General features: G+C 60.3%; 4 protein-coding genes. 1 reads left to right on the top strand and 3 read right to left on the bottom strand.

Annotation, left to right across the window (positions count from 1 at the left end; all coding sequences use genetic code 11):
- The 3 genes from PLJ71_09420 to PLJ71_09410 all read right to left on the bottom strand — a co-directional run.
- The coding region (locus PLJ71_09420; GenBank protein HQM48897.1) for a hypothetical protein at window positions 1-929 on the bottom strand (929 nt) is incomplete at its 3' end.
- Between the two features lie 27 nt (window positions 930-956).
- On the bottom strand, window positions 957-2,414 hold the full coding sequence (locus PLJ71_09415; protein ID HQM48896.1) for a hypothetical protein: 1,458 nt from the start codon (window positions 2,412-2,414) through the stop codon (window positions 957-959).
- A 91-nt stretch (window positions 2,415-2,505) separates the two neighbouring features.
- Window positions 2,506-4,053, bottom strand: a complete 1,548-nt coding sequence (locus PLJ71_09410) for a sialate O-acetylesterase (protein HQM48895.1) — start codon at window positions 4,051-4,053, stop codon at window positions 2,506-2,508.
- Window positions 4,054-4,390: 337 nt separating this feature from the next.
- Here PLJ71_09410 and PLJ71_09405 point away from each other — a divergent pair.
- The coding region (locus PLJ71_09405; GenBank protein ID HQM48894.1) for a sialidase family protein at window positions 4,391-4,824 on the top strand (434 nt) is incomplete at its 3' end.

Here is a 4,824-nt window from a genome sequence, read left to right as displayed (position 1 = left end):
GTTGCGGCCTTCTCGCCGTCCCAATAGACCGCGAGTCTGCGGAATCCCTGTTGCGACGTTCTGACCAGTATGCGCGCCATAACGGGTCCCGGTCCTGCGTCGAGTTCGAGGAACACCGCGAGCCCTGTGGCAGGACGCTTGTCCGGACTGTAGCCTTTCCAGATGGGAAAGCCTTCCGTTTCGCCGGGGTCAAGGGCCGGATGTTGCGCTGCATCAACGAGCCACCCGTCCACGTCCTCGTAATAATGCGGAGCACGAGACGCTGCAGGATCACGCCAGTCCAGCGAAACACTTTGCCAGGCGGTATTTGCGCGGAGGTCTCCCCATGCCTGTTCGGCGGACTCCGCACCTGCTGTTTGCAGTGCGGCATGGGGGTCCACCTCGATGCGGACGGCGAGTTTCTTGACGACATTCGATGGGTTGGTCTTAAGTCCGGAGTAATTTTCGAGGGTAAGCCGCAGCCAGAACTCGCCTCGGCCCGCGAAATCGGCTCTGTTCCCTTCCGGTACCGCGAGAACGCCCGTTTGCCAAGCGTTTGCATCCGGTTCGAGACGAGTGCTGCTGTCCGCCTCGTCCCAGTCCACTCCATTCTTCGAGACCTCGAGATGCGTGACGCCGCCCAGATTCCGGGCATTGGACATTTGCTCGACGGATACACTGACGGTCTTGATGGGATTGCCGCCGTAGAATCGGTAGATGATATACCTCCGATTCAGGGGTCCGGCGCTGGTCAACTGGCCTGGGGACCATGCTTCGAGACCGGATTTGTCCAGGAACGCGTCTACGAGGACTTTCGGCGTCGAGAAGTCGTCGCTGTACTCGAACGCCCCATCTTCGCCGGGGACAATTTGAATGCCCTGCTCGCCGCCGGCGCTCAGGCTGGCGAGCACAAGCGCGACAAGAACAAACGCGGCCCGGAAATCGAGCATGTGTAAACTCTCAGGTTTTGGTTGTGGTCACGGGTCCTTCATCTCGAACTGCCTGGAAGTGGCGTAGACGTGGATGTTGTACCCTTTGATGCCATCGCGGAAACCGTTGTCTTGGACGGCTACGGCTTCGTCGGTGTACAGGCGATGGAGTGTCTTGCCGTTCAACTCGGGCGGCAGTTGGGAGACGTTGAAGCCGATTCCAACGTAAGACTCGTTTACGGCGATGAGGACCCAGTCGTCGCCCGTCTTGCGCAACATCAGCACGGGACCTTCGCTGCCGATGGACGCGTAGGTGTCGTCGCTGACGGAGATTGGCGGCGACGCTGGCGGCGTGCCCACTATGCCCGGTTCCAGCGCGCGCAGCTCGCGGCTCACCTTGAGGAGGTCGGTCCATAGTTGGTCGTCCGGTTTCAGGACGTGCACGCCCCAGTACAGAACCGCCTTCGCACCGTGAACAATTGCGTCGTAAGCCATAAACCGGGACTCTTCGTACGTGGGACGCCGGCCGCCAACATCATCGTTGGGATTGAACGGGTCGTTGAGGTCCTTCCAACCAAACCCCTGCAGGACCATCCAGACGGCCTTGCCCGGTGCGCCGGCCTGCATTCGTTCGGTGTATTCGCCGATACAGGATAAACTGCGGTCGGGCAGGTCCGAATGCATGACCCCGCGGTTGAACGGCATTGGATAGATGTCGCATCCCGCGGCGTCCACCTCGCGGTTGTACCATTGCAGGGCGGGGATGGTGTTTCGGGGGGCGTGGTTCTGCCAGAACACGTTTTCGGGGTCGACGCTGCGCACAACCCGCCAGCCGCGCGAGAGTTCTTCGCCCAGTTCGCGCGCCTGGGCAATGCAGACGGTAAGGGATTTCTCGGGGCTGGGATTCTCCCTGCCGAAGGCATGCCAGAGTTCGTCGTAGAGAGCCTGTCCTTCTGCCCAAAGCCCGCGTGCGACCAGGTCGGCCGCTTTTGCGTGCTTGGCCTTCCAGTCCGCGGCCACGGCCGCTTCTTGCTTCGAGGAGGCTTCCTGAATCAGTGCAAGCAGCTGCATGGGCTGCTCGAAGATGTTCCACTGGAAGGCGTTGTACCATTGCAGCCAGAGCGCTTCGTCGGGGCCCTCCCAGGCAATCAGAGCAGGGTGGTTCTTGTACTGTTCGATGCCTTGTCGCAGCTGGGCTTCTTTTTCGGCGTCCCCTTCGCTCAGGGCCAAGGAATGGCCGAGGGGAATCCATGCGTACATGCCTGCGGCGCGTATTCTATCAAGGACAGCGCCATCGGGCCTGCCGCGCACGAAGTTGAAGCCGTTATCCGCCAACCGTTTCAGAAAGGCATCGTCTTCCGGCAGTTCATAGCTGCCGAGAAGGAGGCGCGGAGCACCATCGATCATGGTGAACCCTTCGGGGGAGAGTCGAGCGCTCTCGCCGGCTCCAGCCAGGACACACGCCGCGAGCATCAGAACAAAAGCCGCCGTTTTCGCGATTTCCACCTCACATACCTCCCTGCAGGCCCGCTACATTCGGACCTGGCCACTAATAAGCGCGTGCCCGTGGGAGAATCCACGGGCGCGCGCCATTGAGCTATTTGTTGTTAATTGTGATGCCAGGCCATTCATCCGTGCGGAACGGCGAGGCCGGCAGTCCGGCTTTGTTATACAGCGTGCACTCGGGATTGTTCGCCCAACCGTAACGCACGGCAACCGGGTTGGGAACCTGCTCAGACCAGACCGTCACCTTCTTCTTCCCTGCGACTTCGGCTTTGGCCCAGACAAACTTCTGGTCAGGACCTGCTATGGCGAAACCTTTGAGTTCGCCTCCTTGGGACACGAGACCGCCATCCGCATAGTCGAAACGTATGGTAGCTTTCCCGCTTCGGAAACGCGCGGAATCGTACAGGGGACCAGACGGCACGACGTCCTTCTTGTAGGTCTTGTCCAGAGCCCAATAGGCAAGCCGTTTGCCCACGTCCTGTTTGTTCTTGGGGTGGATGTCTGCCGCGTCGCCGATGTCGATAATGACCGCCATGCCGGTGTTCTTGAGTTTGAGGGTCATCGACTGTGCCTCGCGCAGCTCAGCCCAATCCGAGTCTCCCGGGTCGGGCTTGCGTTCGGTGAAATTGGCCAGTTGCACGAAGAGGAAAGGGAAGTTCCCCTGGTTCCAGTGCTCCCGCCAGTCCTCGATCATTGCAGGGAAAATGGCGCGGTATTGATAAGCCCGCCCTGCGTTCGACTCGCCCTGGTACCAGATGGCGCCCCGGATCGCGTAGGGGATGAGCGGAGCGATCATGGCGTTGTAGAGGCTCGCGGGCCGGTGAGGATGGTCGGGGCCGAGCGGCGCACGGGGCTTTGCAGGCGCCTCCTTGCCATCTTTCTTGGCCTGCTCGGCGGCTTTGTTCCATTCCTCCATCTGCTTGTTGAACTCTTCGAGGGCTTGCGGGTACTTCGCGATGATATCGTCCCAGCGGTCGAGGATGGGCTTCGCTTCGGGGGTAGCCTTGAGCGTGCAGAGGCTTGTCCACGCTTCCGAGGGTGTGCCGCCCCAGGATGTATGGATCAGGCCGACGGGCACGTTCAATTGCTGATGAAGCTCGCGGCCGAAAAAGTAGGCTGCCGCCGAGAAGCCGGGAATGGTCTCCGGGGTGGTGAGTTGCCATTGGGCTTCGACCGTTTCCTGGGGGGTGTCGGCCGTCTTGGTGGGCACTTGGAACAGACGGATGTTGGGGTAGTTCGCGTTGGCGATTTCCTGCTCCGCATTGTTCGAACTCTGGACGTTCATCGCCATGTTTGACTGGCCGGAACCGACCCAGACTTCGCCAACGAGGACATCTTTCACGGTCAACGTATTGTTCTTGCCGGCCACGGTCATTTCGTAGGGCCCGCCGGCGCGCAGGCTGCGCAGCTTGACCATCCAGTTGCCGTTTTCGTCTGCACAGGCGTCATCTTTGCGGCGGTCGATGGTTACGGTGACGTTCTCGCCCGGCGCCGCTTTGCCCCAGACGGGAATCCGCTCGCCCTGTTGAAGCACCATGTGGTCGGAAAAGAGCGGATGGAGCGTAACCTCGGCGCTTACACCAACCGCAATGGCAATTGATCCCAAGAGACACGCTAGGAACACGCGAAGCTTTGACATCGGACCCCCTCCTTCGGTTATGTGCTTGAGGCCCTGCAATGTAGATCATCCCCGGTGGTTTTCGCAAGCGCGCACTTTGCAGCCGCGTGGTACGAAGCCTTGGTAATGCACGACATGGAAAACCTTGAGCCAGGGTAGTAAATTACACCGAGAAGGGGCCGGAACCGGTTCCGTCGACGCGCAAACTGCAATGGAGGCTCGGAATACAGTGCTAAGGATAACCCTACGGTCTGGTTTACTTCTGATCGTTACGGCAATGATTTTGGCGATGTTGGCGCAGGGGGCCGAATCCAGCGCCGGGGAACCTGAGACTCAGGCCCAGGAAGGAGATCCAAGCGTGGGCGAGATCCTGGACCGCGAAATAGCACGGACCGCGCCCGACTATGTCGTTTACCGGCCCGGGAGCGTTGACGGGTCGACGTTCGACACGGGAAACGAGCATTTTCTGGTGTTTGACGGGCCGGACGGCTCCCTGATGGCGGTTTGGACCCAAAGCAGCTACGAGGGCAAAGGCGATCACCGCATCATGTTCTCGCGCTCAGACGATGAAGGGATCACCTGGCCGGCGCCCTTGCGTATCGTAGGTCCCGCCCGGCCGGGCGAAGGTTTCATGTCAAGTTGGGGATTCCCGCTGATTTCGAAGTCGGGCCGGATCTATGTGCTCTGGAACCAGTATCAGGGCATTGACGACGTGGTCCACCAGCATACGGGCACCATGGACGGGTGCTATTCCGACGACATGGGGAAATCGTGGTCCACACCACAGACCAT

The sequence above is a fragment of the Candidatus Hydrogenedentota bacterium genome (genome assembly GCA_035416745.1).
GTDB lineage: Bacteria > Hydrogenedentota > Hydrogenedentia > Hydrogenedentales > SLHB01 > UBA2224.
Note: the sequence above shows the minus strand (reverse complement) of the source record. Positions and strands in the feature narration are given on the sequence as shown.